This window comes from Novipirellula rosea, from assembly GCF_039541335.1.
Classification (GTDB): Bacteria; Planctomycetota; Planctomycetia; order Pirellulales; family Pirellulaceae; genus Novipirellula; species Novipirellula rosea.
Window position 1 is genome coordinate 289,104 of sequence record NZ_BAABGA010000017.1, and the last position, 23,837, is coordinate 312,940.

Consider the following 23,837-nt stretch of genomic DNA (forward strand, 5'->3'; position numbering starts at 1 on the left):
GTTAGACTAGCCCGCTTTGGCAAAGTGCAGTGCCCGGTTGCACTGGGCCACTGCCCGTTCACGAACGCAGGTGGCGTGATCAGCTGCTCGCTATCACCTGCGAATTCTTTTTTTGCAAACGACGAAGTGCCGTCCAAGGAAGACAAATGACCGAACCAAGCAAGTTGCCCATCGCCGTTATCGGTGCAGGCCCGATCGGACTTGCTGCTGCAGCGAACTTGGTCGAACAAGGATTAACTCCCATTATTTTCGAGGCGGGTTCCCGAGTCGCCGCCAACATCTGGCAATGGCGGCATGTCCGATTGTTTACACCTTGGTCGATGTTGCTCGACCCGGCCGGCAAGCGGCTACTTGAGGCCAACGGAGGCTGGACCGAACCTTGCGGAGACGCGGTTCCCGATGCAAAAGAACTCGTTGAAGAATTTCTCGATCCGTTGGCGGCTCACTCTGCGATCGCGAGCCAAATCAAACTTCATCACAAAGTGGTTTCCGTTTCGCGTGACGGCCATGATCGCATGAAAGACGGCAATCGCAACGACGCGCCGTTTCTGATTGTCACCGAGACAGCCGATGGTCCACGACGTTTCAAAGCTCGCGCGGTCATCGATGCTTCGGGAACCTGGACAAACCCCAATCCGCTTGGTGCCGGAGGTGTCATGGCAGATGGAGAACAACAACTCCGTTCGCATATTCGTTACGGCATTCCCGATGTCTTGGGACAACAGCGGCAGCGGTACAGCGGAAAGCGAGTGCTGGTGGTTGGCTCGGGACATTCTGCATTTGGAAGTGCATTGAGTTTGGCGGAGCTCAGGAACGAGGATCAAGCGACCTCCGTCACATGGGGCATCCGGCGAACAGACACCTCAACACTGTGGGGAAAAGGTTGTGCGGACGAAATCGCGGAACGTGGTGCACTGGGAACCCGTGTCCAATCCGCGGTGAAATCGGGTGCCGTGACGCTGATGCCGGGGTTGTCGATCAGCGCACTGAAGCAGCACGGCGACGATGGAATCGAGGTGATCGACGTCGAGGGTGTCGCACGCGTGGTGGTCGATGAAATCATCGTTTCCGCCGGCTCACGTCCTAATTTAGAAATGCTGCGAGAGCTGCGACTTGAATTTGATCTTGCGACCGAAGCGGCAAAACGGCTGGGGAATTTGATCAACCCGAACCACCATAGTTGCGGGTCGGTTCCGCCACACGGAGCGGAGGAATTGAAACACCCCGAACCTAATTTCTATGTCGTCGGAATGAAAAGCTACGGCCGTGCCCCCACCTTCCTACTGCGAACCGGTTTCGAGCAGGTTCGCTCAGTGGTCGCCGAGATGGCAGGCGACCATTCGTCCGCACAGCGAGTCGAATTGACGCTGCCTCAAAACGACGCCTGCTCAACCGAATCCGCTTGTGACGCGGAAGAAACCGCCTGTGACTCGGCGTATCGCGAACGCTAGCTCGCTCAGAAAACGCTCGCCGGAAAGATTTTCATCGGCAACGTCGCCGGATGTTTGCCAACCAGTTCGGTGTTCCGGTTTAGTCGCGGATCCAGGCAGTGGTTTCTTCCTCGTGGACGACAATCGAATTTCGATTGATTTTTGACCAATCAAACAGCGGGACCACCTCGTCGGCACTCCGCGGAGTCGCCGTGTCGGTTAAGCCGGCGGTAAATGCGGCCCAGCCGACGATGGTTTCCGGGGCGACGCCTTGTTCACGATACAAGCTCAGCCGCGTATCACCGTGGCGTTTGGCCAAGCGGCGACCGTCGGGGCCTTTGATCAATGGAACGTGGGCGTAGTGTGACCGGGGCAGTTCGAGTGCGTCGGCCAGTTCGATGTGCCGGAATGCACTGGGCAGCAAGTCGTCGCCGCGCACCACTTCGCTCACCCCCATCGCCGCATCATCGACGACACAAGCAAGATGATAAGAGTAGCTGCCATTTTTTTGCGTGATCGGGAACGCACCGAGATGCGCCGCAGGATTGCAGCTCTGTTTTCCGAGTACCAGATCGTCGATTTCAACCTCATGATCTTTGACGCGGAATCGCCAGGAAAACGTGCCCGCCTCGGGCAGCGGATCACCGCTCTGCCAACTCGCACAGGTGCCAGGATAAATGTTTCCTTCGTGCTCGAAATGAGGTGCCGATCCTGCATCGGCAATGTCTTGCCGCGAACAATTGCATGGAAAGACACGATTCGCCGCGATCAGTCGCTCGAGTGCCTTGGCGTACAGCGATTGCCGCTCGGTTTGGATGTACGGCGAATGTGGACCGCCGACATCGGGCCCTTCGTCCCAATCGATCCCAAGCCACCGCAGGTCGTCGATCGCTTGCTGAATCGCCCAAGACTTAACACGCGGTGAATCGATGTCCTCGATTCGCAAGATTAACTTTTTGCCGCTACTGCGAGCGGACCAGTAAGCGAGCAAATAGGTACGAGCATTTCCTAAGTGCTGAGCTCCGGTCGGGGACGGTGCCAATCGGCCGGTGCTCATTAAAAGTCGGCGTTGCCGGGGGTGCGGGGGAACGGAATCACGTCACGAATATTCGCCATTCCGGTGACGTACTGGACCGCTCGTTCAAGCCCGAGTCCAAAACCTGCGTGCGGCACGGTACCAAAGCGACGCAAATCGATGTACCACCAGTAATCTTCTTCGTTCAGTCCCGCCTCGGCCATTCGCGACGTCAACACGTCAAGCCGTTCTTCGCGTTGGCTGCCGCCGATGATTTCGCCCACGCCTGGAACAAGCACATCCATCGCGGCGACCGTTTTTCCATCATCACTGACCCGCATGTAAAACGGTTTGATAGATGATGGGTAATCGGTCAGGATCACCGGACCTTTGACATGCACCTCGGTCAGATAGCGTTCATGTTCGGCTTGCAGATCAGTGCCCCACGAAATCGGATAATCAAATTTTGCGTCGCACGTTTCGAGGATCTTGATCGCTTCGGTATAGGTCATGTGGGCGAAAGGCCGTTCGACGACCGAACGAATTTGATCGATCACGCCCGGTTGAATTCGCTCGTTGAAGAACTGCATATCTTCGTCGCAATGATTCAAGCAATCGGTAAAGATTCGCTTCAAAAAATCTTCGGCCAACCGCATGTCATCGGCGAGGTCAAAGAAGGCGGCTTCGGGTTCGACCATCCAAAACTCGGCAAGATGCCGGCTGGTGTTACTGTTTTCGGCGCGGAACGTCGGCCCAAACGTGTAGATGCGTCCGAGTGCGGTGGCGTAGGTTTCACCATTCAGTTGGCCGCTAACGGTCAAATAAGCCGGCTTTTCGAAAAAGTCGTACTCAAATTTCACCGGGCCGCCCGACTTGGCCAACATGTCCAAATCGAGTGTCGTGACGCGAAACATCTCGCCAGCACCTTCGCAATCACTCGCCGTGATGATCGGCGTGTGAGTGTAGAAGAAGCCGTTTTCGTGAAAGAAGTTATGAATCGATTGGCTGATCTGGTTCCGCGTCCGCATTACCGCACTGAGCGTGTTGGTGCGTGTTCGCAGATGTGCCCACTCGCGTAGCTTCTCGAACGAGTGTCGTTTCTTTTGCAGCGGGTAGTTCTCAGGGTCGGCCCAACCGAGTACTCGCAGCGAAGTCGCTTGCAGTTCGGTGGCTTGGCCTTTGGCTGGCGATTCGACCAATTTGCCGGCGACCACGACGCTGCATCCCGCTGTCAATTTTTGAACTTCGTCGGCGTAGTTATCCAGTTCTCCTGGAGCCACGACTTGGATATTGCCAAGGCAACTGCCATCGTTGACTTCGATAAAACTGAAGCCCCCTTTGCTGTCGCGACGCGTGCGAACCCAGCCACGAACTTCGCAGTCGCGGCCCGCCGCCTCGGCTTTGCGAGCCTCGGCGACACGAATCCAGTTGTCTTGCATCGTCAATCCTTTTGATTTGAAGCTTTTACAAAGGGGAGCGGTAAGTGGCGTCCGATTCAAACATTTCATGTAGTGGACGAGGCGACGAGTCCCCGCTTTTTGCAATGGACTCGTTGCCTCATCCACTACGACCAACCCTCATGCTTAGCTGTAACGCCACGTTCGCGAGTTACTTTATTATTCCACAGCGACCTTGGACGGTTCTCGGAACGCAAATCCAATCGCCACTGCCAGCGAGTAGACAATTAGAATCCCAATCACGACATAGAAAGAAATCGGGTTCTGTGTGTCCATCGCCTTGTCGTACATCGCCGTTCCGGCCGCTGCCACGGCACCGGCGACCGCCAAAATCATCATGACATTCCAGGCCACCATCCGGCCACCGGTCGGTTTGTCATCACCTAGAATTCGCCGACTGTTCATCATCAAGAAGAAGGTAATGTAGGCGATCGGCAACAACATCACCGCAAACGTGCTGGCGAAAATAGCCAGCCAAAATCGAGTTTGATCATCGGTCCACAACCACACCCAACTGGCTCCGGAGATTCCAGCGACCAAGACACCGGTAACAAACAAACTGCTGCTGCCGGGACGACCGCACAACTCTTGAAACGCATAGCCGTTGATCAACATCAAAATGATGATCGTCGAGAACCCCATGCCAAACACACCGAGTCCGAAAACAAGCTTCGCTTTACTGTCGCCCAACAGTGGTGCCAAGGTCCGGGACAACTGGAACGCGTCGCGTTTGATCAGTGCCGATGCGATTCGTTTTTCGTCTTCAGGCAGCTTCGCCACCATTTCCAGCTTGGTTGCCTCGTCGGTCGTCGCTGCAGCGTCGCCTAATTCAAGATCGACGCGAGCAAGCAAGCTCGACTTGACCGCACCAAAGGTGGGTGACTGTTCCATTTCGGCAAGGTTGGTCGATGCCAACTGCGGATCAATCTTGTTATGAAACGATGCCGCAGCTGCGATCACAACACAGCTGGTCACTAGCACGAACGGGATTGCCATGCCGGTCGACAAGTCAAAACGTGCGAGTCCGCGAAAGGGTTTATCCCAACCGCGAGCCAGCATCGAATAAGGCAACAAGAACGTCATGTTGATCCCAACGGCGGTGGCAATCGCCGAGATCATCACGCTTCGCTGCGTGCCCATCAACTTATGAGTCCAAAAGGCTTCACCCTCAGGCGACAATCCTTCGACCAATCCTTGCAAGTCGCCCGCCGGATGCATGAATTGCCCCAGATCAGGAATAAAACCGGCCAGAATCGTGCCAAATTCGAGCTCGCCGCTGCCGAACAGCAACACGGCGACACCGACAAAGCAGATCACGACCATGCCGATCAGACCTTTGAGGAACAAATCAAACACCTTCGCCGCTTTGCCTTGGCGAGTGTTTAGCAAGACGACAAAACCGGCAGCCAGGAACAACGCGATCGTGATTCCCCATTTGGTCGTCGCGCCGCCGCCTAATCCATCGCCTCCACCCAGTGTCGCTAGATTTTTATCTAGTGCGTCGTAACACAGACTGAATTGGGGCATACAGAAAATCATGTTGGCCATGATCGTTGCCACAATCCATCCCCAACCGAGCGCCGGGTTGATTTCGCTGTTGATCGCCTCGAACGGACGACGACCGGTGCTCAGCGTGACATAGCTGATCGCCGACAACATCACGACACCCAACACGATCGCGACCAATTGCAACCACAACATGCTGTAACCGCCCAGCACGCCGAGGAACAACGATCCCGCCAACGAGCCCCCGCCCAACGTGATTGCACTTTGCAACCAACCAGGACCGGACAACCGAACGTAAGCTCCTAGAACCTTGCCATCGGCTTGTGCCTGCCGAAGCAACTCGCGATCGGCTTGGACTTTCTCATTTCCGAGAGCTATTTGTTCGGTTTCGGCTGCTGACATGGCGAGATTTCTAAGGGAGTGGTGGGTGTGGGATGAAGGAAAAGATTAGGTCGGTAGGGAAAGGCAGACGCAGCGCGAGAGACGCTGCGTCGAATTGTTGTGTGAGCGTCGCGATATTTGGACACCACGTCGCTTTCACGCCGCAGCAGCACCCGAAGATCCTGCCAAACGCGGCGATGCGATCTCGCTTAACCTTCGAGTTCAGCGAGGTAACGTTCGGCATCCAGTGCTGCCATACATCCAGTTCCTGCGGACGTGATCGCTTGTCGATAATAATCGTCAGCGACGTCGCCTGCAGCAAAAACACCCTTCACGGTGGTGTTCGTACGGAAACTTTTTGTCCAACGAATATAGCCGCTACTGTTGGTCTCGACCGCACCGTTCAAAAAGGCAGTGTTCGGCGTATGTCCAATGGCGACGAACATGCCACCGACGGGCAAATCGCTGATCGAGCCATCGACGGTGCTTTTCAGCTTGATTCCGGTAACGATTTTCTCGTCGCCGTAGACTTCATCGACAACACTGTTCCACTTCATCTCGATTTTCGGATGGTTCAGAGCACGATCCTGCATCACTTTGGATGCTCGCATCTCGTCACGGCGAACGATCAAGTAGATGGTCGCAGCGTTCTTCAGATTCGCCAGATAGGTCGCTTCTTCGACCGCCGAGTCACCACCGCCAACGACCGCAAGTGGCTTAGCGCGATAGATGGGCAACGCACCGTCACAGACCGCACACGCGCTGACGCCCTTGTTCTTGTAAGCTTCCTCGCTATCCAAACCGAGGTAATTGGCACGTGCGCCCGTCGCGATGATCACGGTTTTCGCCTTGACCGGTTCGCCGCTGGCAGGTTTCAGCACGTGAACGTCACCGGAAAAGTCAACGCTTTCGATATCGTCGCTAACCACACGCGTGCCAAAGTTGAGTGCTTGCTGCTTCATCAACTCCATCAACTCGACGCCTTGGACGGCGTAATGGGGCTGGCCGTCTTTTTCGTGCCCCGCAGGCGGCATCGGCAAGTTCCAATGGCGGTCCTTGTCGACGGCGGATTCCACGAACGCGCGGATATTTCCAGCGGGAAAACCCGCATAATTTTCCACTTCGGTAGTAAACGCCAACTGGCCCAACGGAATCATTTCGGGACGTACAGTGCCCTCATAAACGACCGGATTCAGGTTCGCGCGAGCGGCATAAATTGCTGCGGACCATCCCGCGGGCCCACTTCCAATGATAATTGTCTTCTCTATTTTGTCGCTCACGCTTGTGCGGCTCCCGGATTTCGTTGCATTAAAGGAAAGATTTTGAGAGTTGACCACGGTATTATAGGGCGAAAATCGTCCTATACTACGGGCGGTATACACGAATGACAGTGAACACGAAACACCGTCATTCGTGCGAGTCTACTTTGCAGATCCCACCGAGCATTGTCCGTATCACAGCTCACCGAGCACTGGCTCACTGAAGCTTTCCGCAGACAGTGCTTAAATTCCAAGCGTTTTTCGCTCCCCCCCAACCTTTGTTTAGATCGTTATTTTCCATGAGCACATTGATTGTGGCCGTGGCGTCGATGATCGGTTTCATCGTCGCCTACAACACCTATGGTCGCTGGTTAGCGCGGCGTTTGTTTCAGTTAAGCCCCGAAGCGGTCGTTCCGAGTCACGAACTTCGCGACGATGTCGATTTTGTCCCGACGCGGCGATCGGTAATCTTCGGGCACCACTTCACTAGTATTGCGGGGACGGGACCAATCGTGGGCCCGGCATTGGCCGTGTTTTGGGGGTGGTTGCCCGCTTTGCTGTGGGTCGTTCTTGGATCGATCTTGATCGGCGGCGTTCACGATATGGCGGCGCTTGTCATTTCGCTTCGCAACAAGGGACAAACGATCGGTGAAGTCGCAGGACGGTTGATCACGCCGCGAGCCAAGGTGCTGTTTTTGGCCGTGCTGGCACTCGCGTTGTCCGTCGTCCTTGCCGTCTTTGGCTTGGTGATTGCCATTATCTTCGCGATCTATCCCGAGTCGGTTTTGAGCGTTTGGATCGCGATGCCGGTCGCCATCGGAATCGGAATTTGGGTCTATAAAAAAGGGGGTGGATTGCTCGGCCCTAGCGTCTTCGGACTGGTGGTTCTGTACGGTGCCGTTTACTTCGGTGCGTACTACATGCCGATTTCGTTGCCCGACAACAGCGACGGCTTCTTTACCCCCGTGGTCGTTTGGACGCTGATTTTGTTGGCCTATGCGTTCGCCGCTTCGGTGCTGCCGGTTTGGCTGCTGCTGCAACCCCGCGATTACATCAACAGCCACCAACTGTATGTCGCACTAGCCCTACTGGTGATCGGATTAGGAGTCGCCTCGGTCACAGGTCATGCCGATTTAATGGCCTCGGCTCCGGCGATCGCCAAGGCCGAGAATGTCCCCGCCGACGCCCCGCCGATCCTTCCGTTCCTGTTCATCACGATCGCCTGTGGTGCCTGTAGCGGGTTTCATTGTTTGGTCAGCAGCGGAACAACCAGCAAACAGATCGACTGTGAAACCGATGCTCAAGCCGTCGGTTATGGAGCGATGTTGCTCGAAGGTGCTTTGGCGGTGTTGGTCATTTTGGCGTGCTGTGCCGGGGTCGGTATGGGACGAGTCGAACGAACCGAAGTCAACGGGATCGGCGAATACGCCAACGTGTTGGCTGCCGACGGCACGATCGTGACCGGCAACGCGGCTTGGAAAATGTACTACCGCGCGACCAAGGCCGATGGATCCCCGGGCGGTTGGGCCGACCACAAGTTGCCTCAGAAATTGGCTGCGTTTATCGATGGGGGCGCAAACTTTTTAGCCACAATCGGGCTGCCGCTAAAACTCGCCGTCGCGATCATGGCGGTGCTTGTCGCCAGCTTTGCTGCGACCACGCTCGATACCGCGACCCGATTGCAGCGTTATGTTTTGCAAGAACTTGGCGAAAGTGTGCATGTCAAACCGATGACCAATAAATTCATCGCGACAGCAATCGCGGTGGTTGTCGCTGCCGTCATCGCCCTCGGGGTGGGTGACAAACCAGGAACAGGCGGGATGGTGCTGTGGCCGCTATTCGGAGCGACCAACCAATTGCTGGCCGGGTTGGCTCTGATGGTCGCCGTCTTCTACCTCGCCCGACGCTCCAAACCGTTTGCGTTTGTCGCAATTCCAATGGTCATCATGTTGATCATGCCGGCATGGGGAATGACGTACGACTTGGTTTACAACTGGATCCCGCAAGAAAAATGGACACTGACTCTGTTCGGGTTTGGCATTCTAGGCCTGCAGGCCTGGATGGTGCTCGAAGGATTGCTGATGTGGCAACGCTGCCGCGGCGTCCTCGAGGCTCCAATTGCGTCCACCACGTCGTCGGCATCCGAATCGGCTGCGGCAAGCTGACGCAGACTTAGACGGCTACTTTTTAGCAATCTTTGATCACCTCGCGACGGATCATCGCGTCCGTCGTATAAAGACGGCTCACTGGGTTTGCATTCAGTGAGTCGCTTCGTTTCCTGGTTTAGTTTTCTTGAAGGTTTTTTGCATGCGTGTTCTCTCTGGTATCCAACCCACCGGACGACCTCACTGGGGCAACTTTTTTGGTGCGATTCATCAATACATTGACCTGCAAGACGACAACGATGGCTTTTACTTCATCGCAGACATGCACGCCTTGACGACCGTGCGTGACGCGAAAGCGCTCAAGCAATACACACTCGACGCGGCACTAGATCTGATGGCGCTCGGCTTGGATCCGAAAAAGGCGACGCTGTTCGTGCAGTCGCAAGTGCCGGAAGTCAGTGAGTTGACGTGGTTATTGATGACGGGCACGCCGATGGGGCTGCTCGAGCGGTGCCACGCCTATAAAGATAAAAAAGAAAAGGGACTTAATGCCGACGCGGGGCTTTTCACCTACCCCGTGTTGATGGCTGCCGACATCTTGATCTACGACTCCGAAGTCGTTCCGGTCGGCCAAGATCAAATCCAACATATCGAAGTGGCTCGCGATTTGGCGGGCAGTTTCAACCACACCTTTGGCGAAACCTTCAAGTTGCCCAAAGCAAAAACACTCGACCACAGCGCCAAGGTTCCTGGAACCGATGGCGAAAAGATGAGTAAGAGTTACAACAACACACTGCCGCTGTTTGGTAACGTCAAACAGATCCGCAAACAAATCATGCGGATCACGACCGACAGCCGGGCGATGGAAGAACCCAAAGAGCCCGAGGGAGACCATCTGTTCCAGCTATATCGACTATTCTCGTCGCCCGAAGATGTCGAAACGATGGCGGCGATGTATCGACGAGGCGGGTTCGGTTACGGCGACGTCAAAAAGGCGGTTGCCGAAGCAAGCGAAAACTACTTTGCCGAAGCGCGGGCACGTCGCGAAGAACTCGAAGCGAATTTGGATTACGTTCACGAAACGCTTCGCGACGGAGCAGCACGTGCTCGTGAAGTCGCCGCCGGCGTCCTGTCGCGTGCACAAAAAGCTTGTGGTCTGCGTTGATTTTCACGAGCTGCTCGCCAGTGAGCGGGCGGGGCTCTAATGCTGCGTTTAGTCTAGAACTTAGGTTTTTAATGTAGTGGAGCTTGCTAAAGCTCCCCTTTTTTTCTTGGGTGTGGGAGGATCTTTAGCAAGATCCACTACGCAATTCTAGTAATCACGCTTTGGGATGTGTTTCTTTAATTCGCACGCCCACTTGAGCGTCCGGAGCTCGAGAACGACCCGGTGCCTTACGGCCCACGGCTCACGATGGCAGATTTGCATTTCAATTAATTCAAAAACCCAATAGCCTCTCATTCATTCCCTTCGGAAACGCCATCCACTTGTCTGCGCCGCTTCCCTTTTTCCAACCGCTCGGCAACGATTCACAGCACGGTCAACACGATCGGGCAGTTCAATGGCTTCGCAGCGGTTGCCGCGGAGTGGTGCCGCTTGAGGGCGTTTTGGCATCATGGATGGCCGACGTTCTATCGGGGGCATCGATCCACCGATGGGTAGACCAATTTGAATCGCCGCTGAATGTTTTATGCGAAGCTCCGCTGGAAGCCAATGTGCGTGCGTTGGCAGCAGTCGCAACGGATCACGATCTCGATTTGCAGATACATTTCGCACGCAAGGCAAACAAATGCCTCCGCTGGATCGATGTTGCCAAGCGACTTGGTATCGCAATTGATGTCGCCAGCGATGTCGAGCTCTGCCAAACGCTTGAGCGAAACATCGATCCCGCAAAGATCATTTGCACCGCCGCAGTCAAACCGATGCCACTGCTGCATCGCTGTGTTTCCAACGGGGTGACGATTGTTGTCGACAACGCAGATGAGTTGACGGCGATTCAGAGCGTCGCCAGTTGTTCGGCACGCCCTGCAAAAATCGCACTTCGCATCAGTGGATTTCAGCATCGTGGACAAAAGCTGAACTCGCGATTCGGAGTCGACATCGACGAATTCAATGACGTTGCGGCATCATTTAGCGGGCTGCTAGCGACCCCGTGGATCACGCTTGTTGGCCTGCATTTCCATCTCGATGGCAGCTCGATCGATCAACGTGTTTCCGCGATCCAGCAAATCTTGCCTCTTGTCGATGCACTTGATCAGCACGGCCGACCACTCGAGTTTATCGATATCGGTGGCGGAATTCCTGTTCGCTATTTACAGTGCGAAGATCAATGGACGCAGTTCCAAGACGAGCATGAACGGTCGTTGTTGGGGCACCGAGACGCGATCACATTTGACCGTCATGGATTGGGGCGAATCGCTGGCGACGGCAAGGTGTTCGGCGAACTGAACAGTTATCCGATGTACCAAGTCCCCGTCTCGGCAGGTTGGTTTTCTCAATTGCTACATCACAAACTCGACCAAAGCGATGCCGCCGAGTGCTCGGTCGCCAGCGCAATTCGCGACCGAGGGTTACAGCTCCGCTGTGAACCCGGCCGAAGTCTACTGGACGGGTGTGGGATGACCATCGCTCGCGTCGAGTACTGCAAAAAACACAGTGGTGGTTACGCATTGATCGGGTTATCGATGAACCGGACGCAGTGCCGCACCACCGATGACGAATTCTTGATCGATCCGATCCTGGTTTCGCGAGCAAGCGATCGTGACACGAGCGATGCAATGGCGACCGACGGATTTTTGGTGGGTGCTTACTGCACCGAGTCCGAGTTTATCTCGCGGCGACGGTTTCGTTTTCCGCGTGGGGTCAAACGAGGCGATTTGATCGTCTTTCCCAATACCGCTGGCTACCAGATGCACTTTATGGAAAGTCGCTCACACCAATTTCCACTTGCGAAAAACGTGTTCGTCGATGAGCACGATTCTCCGTATCCCCAGCTGGACCCGATTGATCGATGTTAACTGCGGTGCAACGACCGTTAACGGCTTGTTGATTAAATTAAATGGAAATCGCAAGGGTGAGCCGTGGGCCGTAAGGCACCGGGTATCGTGTGGAACCCGGCCGCTGACGCGTCGCGGCTCAATAAATCAACAAGCCGTTAACCGATTTCGCCTCGGTCACCGGTTGTGGCGGCTGCGATGTCGGCCGAATAACATTCGATCAATGTGTTTTGGTTTGCACTGCGATCAACTTCTCGCAGCGCTCGGATCGAGCGGTCGAGTCGATTCAGTGAATGCAGCGTCGCCAGTCGGCTGTCAAACGCTTGCCGCAGCTGTTGCCGGTAGTGCTGGACCGCAAAAGAAAAAACATCCCGCATCGCTGCACGTCGCTTCGAAGCTTCTTTGCCAGACTGTTCCACATGGGCATTGATGATCCGGCACAGGGCGACAGGATCGGGAGTCTTCGATCCAAATTGGGACCGCAGTGCATCACGCAATTTGTCTGCTTCCCCGCTCAACAAACGGACGGCAACGTGCATGTCGCCTCCGGCAACCTCGACCGCATCGGCAATCTGTTCGTCGGACGCTTCGATCGCGTGAACATCACGCATCAATCGCACGGCGTTTTCACCGCTGGGTGATTGAAACCGGATCACGCGGCAGCGTGAGCGAATCGTGGGCAGTTGCCGTTGTTCGCTGGTCCCGATTAATAGGATGACGGCATTAGACGAAGGTTCTTCGAGCGTTTTCAGTAAACAATTCGCCCCCTCTTCGTTTAAAAAATCGGCATCCTCGATAATCGCCACACGTCGGCGGCCGCGCATCGGGCGCAGCCGCACATCACGGCAAAAACCTTCTTGCATTCGAGCGTCCGGAGGACCGATCAGCAATTCCAACGGGATGAACGACTTGTCACTCGGTTTGCCAACACGGGTGACATCGGGATGCGTTTTGGCAGCCACCTGCACACAGCCTTCGCAAACGCCGCAGGGATTCATTTCTTCGGGATTGTTTCGTTCGCACAGCAGTGTTTGCGCGAGCAGATTGGCAGTGGTTCGTTTGCCAACCCCCGGTTGGCCGACAAACAGAAAGCTACCCGTCAATCGGCCTTTGCGGATCGCGTTAGCAAACCAAGCTTCGATTTGCTTGTGACCGATCAGATTGGACCAATTCATCAACGCTGCGGTCCTTTGGGACCGGAGGAGGGTTCGGCCGATTCCGCAGCGGCAGAGTCACAGCGAAGATTGGCTTTTTCAATCGTGCAAATTTTCTGGACCCGTTTGTTATGCCGGCCGCCATCGAATTCGGTCTTTAGCCACAACAGCACGAGATCGTCGATCGGACGTTCGCCAATCAAATCGCCGGGCAAACAGAGCACGTTGACATCGTTGTGTCGCCGACTCATTTCGATCAGCACTTCGTCGTAACACGAAGCGGCACGCACGCCCAAAAATTTGTTGGCGGTGATCGCCATCCCGATCCCGGTACCGCAGATCAAAATACCGCGATCGGCTTCCCCGCTGCTCACTTTTTTGGCCACCAGACTGGCGAGGTCTGGGTAATCACAGGCTGTATCACTATTGGTCCCTTCATCGCTGACCGTAAAACCGGCTGCAGCAAGGGATTGCATCAACTTTGCTTTGATATGAACGCCACGGTGATCGCTTGCTAAGCAAATCTTCAGCATCTTGTCACCTATTTATTCTTGGCTTGTGATTTCGGTAGGGAAAAAATCCTCGCCGAATGAATCGAGCCATTTTCCTAGTTCTTCGTTTATTTGGTCGGCGCAGGCCTCGTAGACCTCCACCGCCATGCCCACGGGGTCGCTAATATCGCCCCCGTCTCGTCGCAATGTAAAGACACGTTCGTGCATGTCGGGCCACGCGGCCAAAATCGCGGCTCGATGGCCTCGCGTCATCGTCAGGATCAAATCGGCAACATTGACCACCGATTCATCAAGCGGACGGCTGCTGTGGCCGGTCAAATCCAGCCCTCGCGAACCCATCACGGCAACGGCTTGCGGACTCGCGCCGGAACCACTCGATGCCGCCACGCCCGCCGAGATGACACGCACGGCATCATCGCATCCGGTTCGCTTGTTCAATTGTTCACGTAAAAGAGTCTCTGCCATTGGACTACGGCAGGTATTTCCGGTGCAGACCACCGCGATCACAGGTTTCACAAATTGGTTCATAGCAGCACGTTCAATCACGCCTTCGCGAAGCAACTCCCAGCGATTGCCACTGACTCGGACAACCGTCGTGACACCACCATAGCGTGTCGGGCCATCGTCGAGCAGCAGTGGCAATTCGTCGCCATATTTTTCCACCATTCTAGCGGCAACCGTGGCAATCTCGGTCCCCTCGTCGGGCTGAAAACTAGCCAAGACCAACGGACCCGACAAATAACGGTGAATTTGATCCAAAACCGAGTGGTCGACCACTCGAAAACTGACATATCCATCCTTGTCCACCACCTGGTCGTGGACTCCGACGGGCAATTGAGATAAAGCCGAAAAGGGCTCGGGACATTGCACCATCGCCGTCAGCGGCCCCGGCCAGCAACGTCGCAACAGTCGCCGCAGTGTGCTCGAAGCCGTGCCGACAAAATCGCATGCCCCGTCACGGCTGCGAATCGACAATTCCATCCAATGATGATTCGGTCCCGAATTATTATTCGCCGTAGCAGCCTCGATCTCGCGATTTGCAAGCATTCGTAGCTGCTCGACCCCCTTCGTGCTCAGTGCCAGGGCAGCGAGTGTATAGGTCGTTTCGGTTGGCACCCCCACCACTTGCCCTTCAACCAACGCTTGGACAGTTCGATGCACGATATCTCGCGAATCTTCTGCTGTTTGGAGGTCCAGGATTTTTGGCATGGATCGAGGTCAAAGGGAAAGCGGGCTGTTTTTCGACGGGTATGGCGTTCACAATTGTACGGGCTATTAAAACGTCTTCACAAGTCCGCGTGAGCAACCGAAGTTGTCTCGGTCGCGAGCTTTGTTGTTACACTAGCACCATTACCACAAAACGAAAACGTGAAGCCGAAAACCACCTTGTCCGCTGCAAAACAATCCCGCCGAACGATGTTGTGCGCGTCGCTTGCGCTCGGTTCCAGCATGATTTCGGGCTGCGTTTCGGGTGCGTCCGGTTCCAGGACCCAAATTGTGTGGGGACGACGTGGTTTTAGTGACGGACGCTTTCTAAAACCGCGAGCGATCGCGATCTCGCCCGCCGACGAATTATTTATTGTCGATACCACCGGGCGGATCCAAGTTTTTGACGTCGATGGGAATTTCCAGCGAAGTTGGAAAACACCGGACACCGAAAATGGACGGCCCACCGGATTGGCTGTCGAAACGCCACCAGGCCCCAACTCCGTCCCAAACTTGCTGGTCGCCGACACCCATTATTATCGCACGCTCGCCTACACACTCAGCGGTGATCTATGCAGGGACAAGCAAATTGGGGGAGTCGCTGGCCATTCGCCGGGCGAATTTGCCTTTGTCACCGATACCGTTTGCGATCAGGAAGGCTGTTTTTATATCGGCGAGTATGGCGATTCGGATCGAATTCAGAAATTTGATCCCGAGCGAAATTTTTTGACGCAGTGGGGCGGCACGGGAAACGAGCACGGCCAATTTGTCCGTCCGCAAAGTCTCGTCGTCCGCGATCAAGTGTTATGGGTCGCCGATGCCTGTAACCATCGCATCCAATGTTTCGATATCCGCGAAGAAACGCCAAAGTTAATCAACGTCTTCGGTCGTGAAGGCGACGCCGCGGGCGAATTTTATTATCCCTACGATTTGGCCTTCGCCAGCGATGGTACGCTGATCGTCTGCGAGTACGGCAACCAACGGTTGCAGCGGTTCACGCCAGAGGGCAAATGGATCGCCACTTGGGGTGCTCCTGGATTCCAGCCCGGCCAATTGTATCAGCCATGGGGCGTAGTGGTCGATTCGCAAGACCGCGTGCACGTCCTGGACAGCAACAACCACCGCGTCCAGCGTCTCGCCCTGTTCAGCTAAATGTGGGATAGGCTGCCAGCCTGTCGTCGGTTTTCCAGGACCTTCCCGTAGCGAAACTCGCCAAGAGTTTCGGTTGTGGCTGAGATGGACGAAACTCTCCGCGAGTTTCGCTACTTGATCTCTTTGAGATCGGCGCGGCTCTCTTCATAAGTGGTGTCAAACGCGAGCGCCGCGGGGTCCGGAGTGACGCCCCAATTGGCGCACGCGGTTTGATAGACCTCGGGCCACCAATTTCGATGCTCCGTCAATCCTTGCTCTTTATAGGCACGCCAATGGCTGAGCACTTTGGACCAACAGCGGTCACCATAATCGAGGGCTTCATTGAGCGAAGCGAACTTCGGGACGTACCAGCGACGACCAATCTGAGCGTGTAGCACTTCGTCGGCCCAATCAAAATCTTGAAACACGCCCGACAGGGGGTCGCCACTTTCCATCCCGACTTCCCATTCGTACCGCTTTCCCGTTTTGGGCATCAGCCCTTGTTCAATAAAAAACAACACGCCATGTCGTTCACGTGCGTCGAGCTGCGTATTCAAGTTACGAGACCAAGTGAAATTGATCGGGATTTTTGTCCAGTCGATTCCTTGCGCAACAAATCCGACTTCGCCCATCATCGCGTGCCGTGCTTCGTCCCACAGCTGCCGCGACATCTCGGCGTGAAAATCCCACGGTTCTTCGTCACCGATTTCCACCAAGATGCTCGCCATCATCTCGGGCACATCTAATTCTCGGATTCGCTTGTAGTACATCATCAACGTTTTATCGCGAGCGGAAAAACGCGAGTCATACAAAAACGCTTCGGGATTGACTCCGGCGTTAAACGAATCCTGAAACCGCTCATCGCGCCGAGGCTCCGCTTGGTAAACGAACGGCGTCCGGCTATAGACCGGCTCGGGCACCAACGCGTCGCTTTCCACAGTGCCATCCAGTTCACCGGCCGCACGCAGGCATTGCCGTAAACAATCGACCCACGGTTGCATCGCGGTGCGTTGGTCACTGTCAACCAAGCATGCAATCGATTGTTCGCCCAGCTGTTGGACTTCATCGATTTCAAATTCGATCAGCTTTGCGATGCGGATCGAAGGAGCGTCGGCAAGCGGATGCGCGTCGGTTTTGAATCGTTGGCACGCCTCGAGAATTGCCGGAAACACCACTTCATAGACCCCGACCAGAAACTCGTTCGTCGTCGGCGCCGCGGCGATCTCGTCCATCAAACGCTCGAGTCCAGGATGAGGAACCTTGTCGAGACCCAGCGGAGGTTCACGCATCTCGCCGACACGGCGACGAATCGAGCTGACTTGTTCGCTGCACAGATAGGCGTGATGGCTAAACAGTGTTTTGAGTTCATAGATCGGCTCGGCAGTGATCTTTGCCGTCAGCGTTTCGTACAGCCGCTTGAACACAAAATGAAGGCGTTTCCAACGTCTTGCACTCTCCTCGACACTCCAATCGGAATGAATGGCCCGCTCAAGCGAACTGAGTCCCGCCAACGAAGGAAGACCGCGATACGATTGATAGTCTTGAGTGCTCATATTTTCCTGAAGGCTCCGTCGACGCTGCCACTCGTCGTGTATGGCAAGTTGGGAAAGCAGGTAGGCAGGAATCATTGGATGAAATCCCGTTAGCCGTTCGGCCGCTAGCCCCGGTTAAATGCCGGAACCGTGGCTAGCGCCAACGCGGCTAATATACGGAAGGACTCCTGCCTAGCTGCTTAACAATCTGAAATTATGAGCGATGGCGACTTAGACCGCAATCTTTTGCCTCGCAGTCGACCGCAGCCAAGAAATATTGATTTTATTTCGTGTCCGGCGTCAGATCAGGGCCACGCGAAGGGTCATACTGTTAACCGCTGCCGCTTCGCTGCGTCTTCTCTTTTCCTCTCTTGTCGCGAATCCGTTTTACCATGACGCCTTGGCCGACACCTCATCCGCTGCTGATCTCGGAGATCGGCGATCTCGCCAACCACACTGCGTGGCAGCGGTTTGATGCGTTGTATCGCCCGGTGATCTATCGTTTTGCGCGGCGGCATGGACTGGATCACCATGCCGCCGACGAAGTGGTCTCGGACGTGATTCGGCGAGTCGCACGCGCCGCCAGCCGTTGGCATCGACACTGCGACGACGCATCTCGAGAAAAACCACCCGAGCGTTTTGCCGCGTGGTTGAACCGTGTCTCACGCAACTCGCTCGTCAATGTTGTCTGTCGTGACTTAAATCATCGAGGCATCGGGGGAACGACGCACCAGATGACACTCGAGTCGCGTCCGGCGGCGACCGAGGATTCTCGCCACGATTGGGAAAACGATCGCCAGCGGGTCTTAATTCGATTGGCTGCCGACGCGATTCGCGATGATTATGACCACGCCAGCTGGGACGCTTTCTGGGCCACTCACGTCGAGGGCGAATCGATTGACAGTGTCACACAGCGATTGGGCAAATCACGCGGCGCGATTTATGCCATTCGCAGCCGAATCGTGCGACGATTACGTGAACAAGTCCAGCAAATCGAGGCCGAGGAGGATCGATCATGAATCCCGATGCCGAAATTTGTTTAGCCGAAGTCGACTTCCAGGCAATTTTGTCGGGCACGCAAGATCAGCGGATGGAACAACATCTCGATCATTGTCAACACTGTGCATCGCGGCTTGAACAACTGGCCGCAGACGAAACGTTTTGGCAAGCCTCGTCCCATAGTTTGAACGAGGATTTTCTGGACGCGCCCACCGGTGATGAAAACGATGTATCGGTGCAGCTATCGCCGGTCCTGCGTGCAATTTTGTCGCCCAGTGATGACCCTCATTCGCTGGGACGGATTGGCCGATTTGAGATCTGCGGTATCGTCGGCAGCGGCGGTATGGGAACCGTGCTGAAGGCACGCGATGTGGATATCGATCGTATCGTCGCGTTAAAACTGCCTGCCGCCCATCTGCTGGAACTCCCCTCCGCACTGGAGCGGATCGAACGCGAAGCCCGCTCGGCCGCCACGATTCGTCATCCCAACATCATCGAGATTTATCAGGTCGATCGCTGGCAAGGGATCCCGTACTTGGTGATGCCCTATTTGCCGGGGCCATCGCTGATGTCGCGGTTAGAGAAGCATGGCAAGCTGGATGTTTTGGATGCGATCCGGATTGCCCGGCAAACCGCCTCGGCACTTGCCGCCGCTCATCAACACGGCGTCGTCCATCGTGATGTGAAACCGGGGAACATTTTGTTGGGTAAGGGAACCGAGCAAGCGGTGCTGACCGACTTCGGGATCGCCAAAATCCAAGACGACGTCTCGATGACCAACACGGGCGTGATCGTCGGGACGCCTGGATTTTTATCGCCGGAACAAGCACGTGGGAACGAGGCTGGCCCGCAGAGCGATTTGTATTCGCTCGGTACCGTGCTGTGGTCGATGTTGACGGGCGAACCGCCGATGCGGGGATTGCCAACGCATACGATTGTTGCTGCGATTGCACGTGGCGAGATGCCAAAATTGGCTCAAGCCGGTCTCGATCTGCCCGCGTGGGTCTATCGGTTGGTTGATTGGTTTCACGCGTTTGATCCTGACGATCGGCCGGGAACCGCGGCCGAATGTGAAACGATCCTGCGAGCGTGTGAGCAACATTTACTCGATCCTGTGAGGTGTAAATTGCCATCTCGTTTACAACATCGCCGGCGACTGTTGCCAGCACTCCTCGGCGTGCTGTCGCTGCTGATCGTGATCACGATCAGTCTCACGGGATTGCCTCAATGGCCATCCGCTGACGGCGTGTCGCCGCAACCGAACGCTTCGCAACGAGCAAACCGAAACTCGCGCGTCGACGCTTCGGGGTCGACGCGCCAAGCCGTCACTGCTGCCATTCCACAAAATTCGATGTCGACGCGATCACCGCAGCCGAACATGGACGCCCCGTCGTTCGCCCCTGCCCACACATCCGTCGCTGGCACCGGTTTTTCAACCGTTCCCACGACGTCGATACGTGGCGGTGACGATCCGGAAATCGAACAGCTCGAATCCAGCATGCGAGAACTGGATCTGGAAATGACCGCTCTGACCGATGAACTGGAGCGTTTACGCGATAACAAAACACTCACTCCAACGGATGAGAACAACGATGGAAACTAAGCTCTCAAAGACAAGCGGCGTCTTGACGTTTCTGGCGGTGATCTCGATTTGGGGGTCGCCTCTGTATTCGCAAGAACCGAATTCGCAAGCACCGACAAACCGGATTCATGTTGTAGGTCCCGACGGCAAATTCGCTGCCGACACGATTGTTCATCGATTTGAGCGTGGCCAGATTGTGTTCATGCCCGATGGCAAGGTCGTCGCGTTGAACAACGACGAAAGAAGCTCCAGCGGAACGATCGGGCACATTCGCCTGATCGACGAAGGGGAAGGCATCCAGGTCGAATACGCGCAAGAGATGGCGGATATGGATATGGATATGGGAATGATGATGGGGATGGGTTCCGACATGGGAATGGGAATGGGAACGGAGGGAATGGGAGCCGAAGAATCGCACAAAACCCCGTCAAACGTTCTGTATTCGCTGCCTGGAGAGCAGGATATCTTCTTCGCGACCAACCCGAAGAACGAGTTTGCCTTTGTTCCCCCCAGCACCCACCTGGTCAAGAAGATCCAGCTACGTGAATCAGCGAGGCTGACTTTTTCGCTGCCGCGGCACTATCCAGCCGACCGCTACATGGTGTTGGCTTATTGGACCAACGGATTTGTCGTTCCGCAATTTCCGTTAGAAATTCCGCAGCTTGGCGGTGTGAAGCCGGCCATGTCGAGCGGTGGGGGAGGTGGTTTTGCGGGTGGCGGTCCAGTCGCGGGCGAAACCGGTCCCGGCACTTCCGATTGGCGGTTTCATTCGTACGTCGCTTATTGGCAAGTCGCTCCGCTGACGGAACCAGAAGAGAAGGACGCCAATGGCTTTCACACGGCATCGTTGACGATGCCGCCTGGTGAAGTTCGCGTGACGCTGGTCCCCAAAGATCGCTTCGAGGAAGTGCAGCACAATCCGCAGCTACTCGAGCAGTTGTCGCTGACCGGCGGCCCAAGCCGAATTGTGGTAGCGAGATCGCGTAAGACTGCCAACACCGACGACGCTCCTATCGCACTGGTGGAAAATGGAGCAGTAGATTTGGTGATTTACGGGGGGCTGACCGAAGCGGCGATGCCCGATTGGTCCAGTGACGAACAACTGATCGTGTTGACGCGAATTAGTGACACATCCCAAAAAACAAATTTGACGCACGCCGATGACTACATTCGCTTGGCCGACTCGACACGCGATGAGCGGTCTGAATTTCGACCGCTGGGAATCGTCGCCCATCTGACAGCAGGCGGAACTTACCTGGCCATCGGTCTCTTACCCGGTGAATACCAGACGTGGAAGGTGCCAAAGTCGAAACTGGAACGTGGAACCGATTTTCGCCGAGCTCTCCCGATTGAACGCACTCGGATTGGAATTGTTGGGTCGACAACCACTGGAATCTTGATGGGAAGAGCATCGGCAAAGATTGGTTCGAGTTCCTCATCGAATTCCTTTGTTTTGTCGGTCCCGGTACCGGGAAGTGCGCGACAATCCGTTGGTGACGATCCGTTTGCAGCACCAGACACTAACGGAACAAAATATTATGGGAAGCGAACTGTTGGTTCTTACGCCCCGGCAATTGAACCGAGTGCTGCTGCCAGAGAACGAAAACGTCGCATCCTGATGCTCGCCAAACAGATTCAGGAAATGGATCGACGTGTCGAAGTGGCCAAACAAATGCTGACCGAACTGATGCGTCAGGAGAATATGATCCCGGCTCGTCCCCCTTTTGCTGACCCGTTCACAGAGAAAGCGGATCCATTTGGAGGCGACCCTTTCGGCGGGGGACCAGCCGCGAACGCAGATCCCTTTGCTGCGGATCCGTTCGGAGGAAGCTCCGCTAAGGTGGATCCATTTAGCAGCGAGCCGATGCAGGATCCCTTTGCGGCTCCGCGGTCGCCGCAACCTCCTTCGGCGGATCCATTTGCGCCGTAAGTCGTAGCGAAAGTGGCGAAGACTGCGCAGTTTTTTTGCCACCTCTCCACCAACTTCGTCGGTGCAGAGGTGACAGCTGTAGGGCGGAAGAAAGACTCACCCCAATATCCAACGTCAATACTAAAGTTTCAGCAGACCAGCCTTGCACCCGATGACAGGCTGGAAGCCTATCCCACACATGGCCTTGCACCTGATGACAGGCTGGAAGCCTATCCTACTTTAGGCAATGATGGCATGTTGGACGTTGCCGTGGACGTCGGTTAGACGGAAATCACGACCGGCGTAACGATAGGTCAATCGCGTGTGATCGAAGCCGAGCAAATGCAAGATCGTGGCGTGCAAATCATGCACGTGGACGCGATTTTCAACGGCCTTCAATCCGACTTCGTCGGTCGTTCCGTACGTCATGCCTCCTTTGACACCGCCGCCCGCCATCCAGACCGTGAATCCATCGTCGTGATGGTCGCGACCCGGATTCGCAGTCACTGGCATTTGCACCGTCGGCGTGCGTCCCATTTCGCCGCCCCAAATCACCAGCGTCTCATCAAGCAGTCCCTGCTGTTCCAAATCCGCCAACAGTGCCGCGATCGGTTGATCACACTCGCGCGCCAACCGCGGATGATTCTTTTCGATCGCCGCGTGCGAATCCCAAGGCTGTCCCGCACCATGATACACCTGGACATACCGCACGCCACGCTGGCTCAGTCGACGCGCGATCAACATTTGCCGACCTTGCAGCGAATCGCCGTACATTTTTTGAATGTGCTCGGGTTCGTCCGAAGTATCAAACGCCTCACGAGCTTCGCCTTGCATACGAAACGCCAACTCGAGCGACTCGATGCGGCCGGTCAGTTGTTGATCGTCTTCTCGTTGGCTTAAGTGCAAGCGATTCAGATCTTGAATCAAATCAAATTGTCGACGCTGTTGATCATGCACCAAAAATTTGTTCTCGATATTGGCCACCAACTCTTCAGGATCGGTGAACTGAGTGTCCACGTGCGTGCCCTGATAGATCCCCGGCAAAAATGCGTTGCGCCAATTGGCCGTCGCGGCCGTCGGCAACCCGCGAGGACACATTACCACGTATCCTGGCAAACTTTGATTCTCGGTCCCCAATCCATACAGGGCCCATGAACCGACGCTAGGCCGTGGACGCACGATGTCGCCACAATTCATCATCATTAATCCCGGTTCATGGTTCGGGACGTCCGTGACCATGGACCGAATCACGCACATCTTGTCGACGTGCTTGGCGATGTTGGGAAACAGTTCACTCACCTCGGTTCCGCTTTCACCATGCTTGGTGAATTTGAACGGCGACGGATGGCCGACGCCACCGAGTCGGCGGTCACGTCCGAGTTTATCGCTCAGCGTTTTGCCGGCAAATTTGGCCAAGTCCGGCTTCGGATCGAACGTATCGATCTGGCTCGGGCCTCCGTTGGCAAACAGGTGAATCACGCGTTTCGCACGCGCCGGAAAATGAGGCGGACGCGGGCTCAGCGAATTACCGGCGATCGGTTCGCTGGCCGACACGAGCGCACTTTGCGATTCGTCGTTTAGAATTCCGGCCAGGGCAAGCATGCCTAGCCCCATGCCGCTACGCGACAGCATCCGGCGTCGATCAATGGATTGGAAAGTCATGGC

Annotated in this window: 17 protein-coding genes; 8 read left to right on the plus strand and 9 right to left on the minus strand. The window is 55.5% G+C overall.

Features of this window, described 5'->3' with window-relative positions:
* The first annotated feature begins 146 nt into the window (after positions 1–146).
* Positions 147–1,451 carry an NAD(P)-binding domain-containing protein gene (locus ABD971_RS06585; protein WP_345320540.1) on the plus strand — a complete coding sequence of 435 codons (1,305 nt, stop codon included), beginning with the start codon at positions 147–149 and terminating at the stop codon, positions 1,449–1,451.
* Positions 1,452–1,530: 79 nt separating this feature from the next.
* Here the strand turns inward: ABD971_RS06585 and gluQRS are convergent, their stop codons facing one another.
* The 4 genes from gluQRS to ABD971_RS06605 form a co-directional block, all read right to left on the minus strand.
* The gene (gene gluQRS / locus ABD971_RS06590) at positions 1,531–2,487 is read right to left on the minus strand and encodes a tRNA glutamyl-Q(34) synthetase GluQRS (RefSeq protein ID WP_345320542.1); all 957 of its coding nucleotides are present in this window, start codon (positions 2,485–2,487) and stop codon (positions 1,531–1,533) included.
* Positions 2,487–3,884, minus strand: a complete 1,398-nt coding sequence (gene asnS, locus ABD971_RS06595) for an asparagine--tRNA ligase (protein ID WP_345320544.1) — start codon at positions 3,882–3,884, stop codon at positions 2,487–2,489. Before asnS ends, gluQRS begins: the two co-directional genes overlap by 1 nt.
* Positions 3,885–4,061: 177 nt before the next feature.
* Entirely contained in the window at positions 4,062–5,810 is a 1,749-nt protein-coding gene (locus ABD971_RS06600) for a divalent metal cation transporter (protein ID WP_345320546.1), read from the minus strand.
* A gap of 188 nt (positions 5,811–5,998) precedes the next feature.
* On the minus strand, positions 5,999–7,069 hold the full coding sequence (locus tag ABD971_RS06605) for an NAD(P)/FAD-dependent oxidoreductase (protein WP_339946088.1): 1,071 nt from the start codon (positions 7,067–7,069) through the stop codon (positions 5,999–6,001).
* A 278-nt stretch (positions 7,070–7,347) separates the two neighbouring features.
* On the opposite strand from ABD971_RS06605, the gene ABD971_RS06610 reads away from it, so the two are divergent.
* The 3 genes from ABD971_RS06610 (at position 7,348) to ABD971_RS06620 (ending at position 12,168) form a co-directional block, all read left to right on the plus strand.
* Positions 7,348–9,213 (plus strand): carbon starvation CstA family protein, encoded by a 1,866-nt coding sequence (locus tag ABD971_RS06610; protein ID WP_345320548.1) that lies wholly within the window; start codon positions 7,348–7,350, stop codon positions 9,211–9,213.
* A 142-nt stretch (positions 9,214–9,355) separates the two neighbouring features.
* Positions 9,356–10,318, plus strand: coding sequence for a tryptophan--tRNA ligase (gene trpS / locus ABD971_RS06615; RefSeq protein WP_339946090.1), 963 nt, complete (start codon positions 9,356–9,358; stop codon positions 10,316–10,318).
* A gap of 320 nt (positions 10,319–10,638) precedes the next feature.
* On the plus strand, positions 10,639–12,168 hold the full coding sequence (locus tag ABD971_RS06620) for a Y4yA family PLP-dependent enzyme (RefSeq protein WP_345320551.1): 1,530 nt from the start codon (positions 10,639–10,641) through the stop codon (positions 12,166–12,168).
* A gap of 137 nt (positions 12,169–12,305) precedes the next feature.
* On the opposite strand, the gene ABD971_RS06625 is transcribed toward ABD971_RS06620, so the two are convergent.
* The 3 genes from ABD971_RS06625 to ABD971_RS06635 are packed head-to-tail and all read right to left on the minus strand — an operon-like array spanning position 12,306 to position 15,022.
* The gene (locus ABD971_RS06625) at positions 12,306–13,322 is read right to left on the minus strand and encodes a DNA polymerase III subunit (protein ID WP_345320553.1); all 1,017 of its coding nucleotides are present in this window, start codon (positions 13,320–13,322) and stop codon (positions 12,306–12,308) included.
* Positions 13,322–13,834 (minus strand): ribose 5-phosphate isomerase B, encoded by a 513-nt coding sequence (rpiB, locus tag ABD971_RS06630; protein ID WP_339946093.1) that lies wholly within the window; start codon positions 13,832–13,834, stop codon positions 13,322–13,324. The genes ABD971_RS06625 and rpiB overlap by 1 nt, the downstream gene beginning before the upstream one ends.
* 12 nt (positions 13,835–13,846) lie before the next feature.
* Entirely contained in the window at positions 13,847–15,022 is a 1,176-nt protein-coding gene (locus tag ABD971_RS06635) for an arsenate reductase/protein-tyrosine-phosphatase family protein (protein WP_339946094.1), read from the minus strand.
* 159 nt (positions 15,023–15,181) lie between these two features.
* On the opposite strand from ABD971_RS06635, the gene ABD971_RS06640 reads away from it, so the two are divergent.
* Positions 15,182–16,171, plus strand: coding sequence for an NHL repeat-containing protein (locus ABD971_RS06640; RefSeq protein ID WP_345320557.1), 990 nt, complete (start codon positions 15,182–15,184; stop codon positions 16,169–16,171).
* A 110-nt stretch (positions 16,172–16,281) separates the two neighbouring features.
* On the opposite strand, the gene ABD971_RS06645 is transcribed toward ABD971_RS06640, so the two are convergent.
* Entirely contained in the window at positions 16,282–17,703 is a 1,422-nt protein-coding gene (locus ABD971_RS06645; RefSeq protein WP_345320559.1) for a hypothetical protein, read from the minus strand.
* Positions 17,704–18,074: 371 nt separating this feature from the next.
* Here ABD971_RS06645 and ABD971_RS06650 point away from each other — a divergent pair, with 371 nt between their 5' ends.
* Genes ABD971_RS06650 through ABD971_RS06660 form a run of 3 tightly spaced genes read left to right on the plus strand, consistent with a single transcriptional unit; the run spans position 18,075 to position 22,193 of the window.
* Complete coding sequence (locus ABD971_RS06650) at positions 18,075–18,701, plus strand: sigma-70 family RNA polymerase sigma factor (RefSeq protein ID WP_345320561.1); 627 nt, start codon at positions 18,075–18,077, stop codon at positions 18,699–18,701.
* Positions 18,698–20,284 carry a serine/threonine-protein kinase gene (locus ABD971_RS06655; RefSeq protein WP_345320563.1) on the plus strand — a complete coding sequence of 529 codons (1,587 nt, stop codon included), beginning with the start codon at positions 18,698–18,700 and terminating at the stop codon, positions 20,282–20,284. Before ABD971_RS06650 ends, ABD971_RS06655 begins: the two co-directional genes overlap by 4 nt.
* Positions 20,274–22,193: a hypothetical protein gene (locus ABD971_RS06660; protein WP_345320565.1), complete on the plus strand. Its 1,920-nt coding sequence runs from the start codon at positions 20,274–20,276 to the stop codon at positions 22,191–22,193. Before ABD971_RS06655 ends, ABD971_RS06660 begins: the two co-directional genes overlap by 11 nt.
* Before the next feature lie 219 nt (positions 22,194–22,412).
* On the opposite strand, the gene ABD971_RS06665 is transcribed toward ABD971_RS06660, so the two are convergent.
* Positions 22,413–23,834 carry a DUF1501 domain-containing protein gene (locus tag ABD971_RS06665; protein WP_339946100.1) on the minus strand — a complete coding sequence of 474 codons (1,422 nt, stop codon included), beginning with the start codon at positions 23,832–23,834 and terminating at the stop codon, positions 22,413–22,415.
* Positions 23,835–23,837 lie beyond the last annotated feature (3 nt).

Excerpts from the sequence above, each read along its gene's own strand:
- ABD971_RS06585 (WP_345320540.1), top strand. The coding sequence starts at position 147 with ATGACCGAACCAAGCAAGTTGCCCATCGCCGTTATCGGTGCAGGCCCG.
- gluQRS (WP_345320542.1), bottom strand. The coding sequence starts at position 2,487 with ATGAGCACCGGCCGATTGGCACCGTCCCCGACCGGAGCTCAGCACTTA.
- asnS (WP_345320544.1), bottom strand. The coding sequence starts at position 3,884 with ATGCAAGACAACTGGATTCGTGTCGCCGAGGCTCGCAAAGCCGAGGCG.
- ABD971_RS06600 (WP_345320546.1), bottom strand. The coding sequence starts at position 5,810 with ATGTCAGCAGCCGAAACCGAACAAATAGCTCTCGGAAATGAGAAAGTC.
- ABD971_RS06610 (WP_345320548.1), top strand. The coding sequence starts at position 7,348 with ATGAGCACATTGATTGTGGCCGTGGCGTCGATGATCGGTTTCATCGTC.
- trpS (WP_339946090.1), top strand. The coding sequence starts at position 9,356 with ATGCGTGTTCTCTCTGGTATCCAACCCACCGGACGACCTCACTGGGGC.
- ABD971_RS06625 (WP_345320553.1), bottom strand. The coding sequence starts at position 13,322 with ATGAATTGGTCCAATCTGATCGGTCACAAGCAAATCGAAGCTTGGTTT.
- rpiB (WP_339946093.1), bottom strand. The coding sequence starts at position 13,834 with ATGCTGAAGATTTGCTTAGCAAGCGATCACCGTGGCGTTCATATCAAA.
- ABD971_RS06635 (WP_339946094.1), bottom strand. The coding sequence starts at position 15,022 with ATGCCAAAAATCCTGGACCTCCAAACAGCAGAAGATTCGCGAGATATC.
- ABD971_RS06645 (WP_345320559.1), bottom strand. The coding sequence starts at position 17,703 with ATGAGCACTCAAGACTATCAATCGTATCGCGGTCTTCCTTCGTTGGCG.
- ABD971_RS06650 (WP_345320561.1), top strand. The coding sequence starts at position 18,075 with ATGACGCCTTGGCCGACACCTCATCCGCTGCTGATCTCGGAGATCGGC.
- ABD971_RS06655 (WP_345320563.1), top strand. The coding sequence starts at position 18,698 with ATGAATCCCGATGCCGAAATTTGTTTAGCCGAAGTCGACTTCCAGGCA.
- ABD971_RS06660 (WP_345320565.1), top strand. The coding sequence starts at position 20,274 with ATGGAAACTAAGCTCTCAAAGACAAGCGGCGTCTTGACGTTTCTGGCG.
- ABD971_RS06665 (WP_339946100.1), bottom strand. The coding sequence starts at position 23,834 with ATGACTTTCCAATCCATTGATCGACGCCGGATGCTGTCGCGTAGCGGC.